Genomic DNA, 251 nt, shown 5'->3' on the forward strand with positions numbered 1-251 from the left:
CTGGTAGCGCATGCCGATGCCGCGCAGCTTGGCCAGGGGAACGCCGGGAATGTAGAAGTCCAGCGCGCGGCCAAGCATGTGCTGGCTCTTCTTGGCAACGCCGGTGTTGGCGGAACGGGAACGCAGCATGGCATTGGTTGCCGGGGAACGATAAGCGGAGACGACGGTGATATACTGGCTCGAACCGGTGGAGCGATAAACCTGCCAGATCAGGTCGAACAGGCGCGGGTCCATCTTGGTCGGCTCGTTAC

Annotated in this window: 1 protein-coding gene; it reads right to left on the reverse strand. The window is 62.2% G+C overall.

The annotated features are described in order from the left end of the window. Positions 1–251, reverse strand: a 251-nt coding sequence (locus R0J92_RS25130; protein WP_411053686.1) for a DUF882 domain-containing protein, incomplete at both ends; no start/stop codon positions are given.

The organism is Tritonibacter sp. SIMBA_163 (assembly GCF_046535935.1).
Taxonomy (GTDB): domain Bacteria; phylum Pseudomonadota; class Alphaproteobacteria; order Rhodobacterales; family Rhodobacteraceae; genus Epibacterium; species Epibacterium scottomollicae.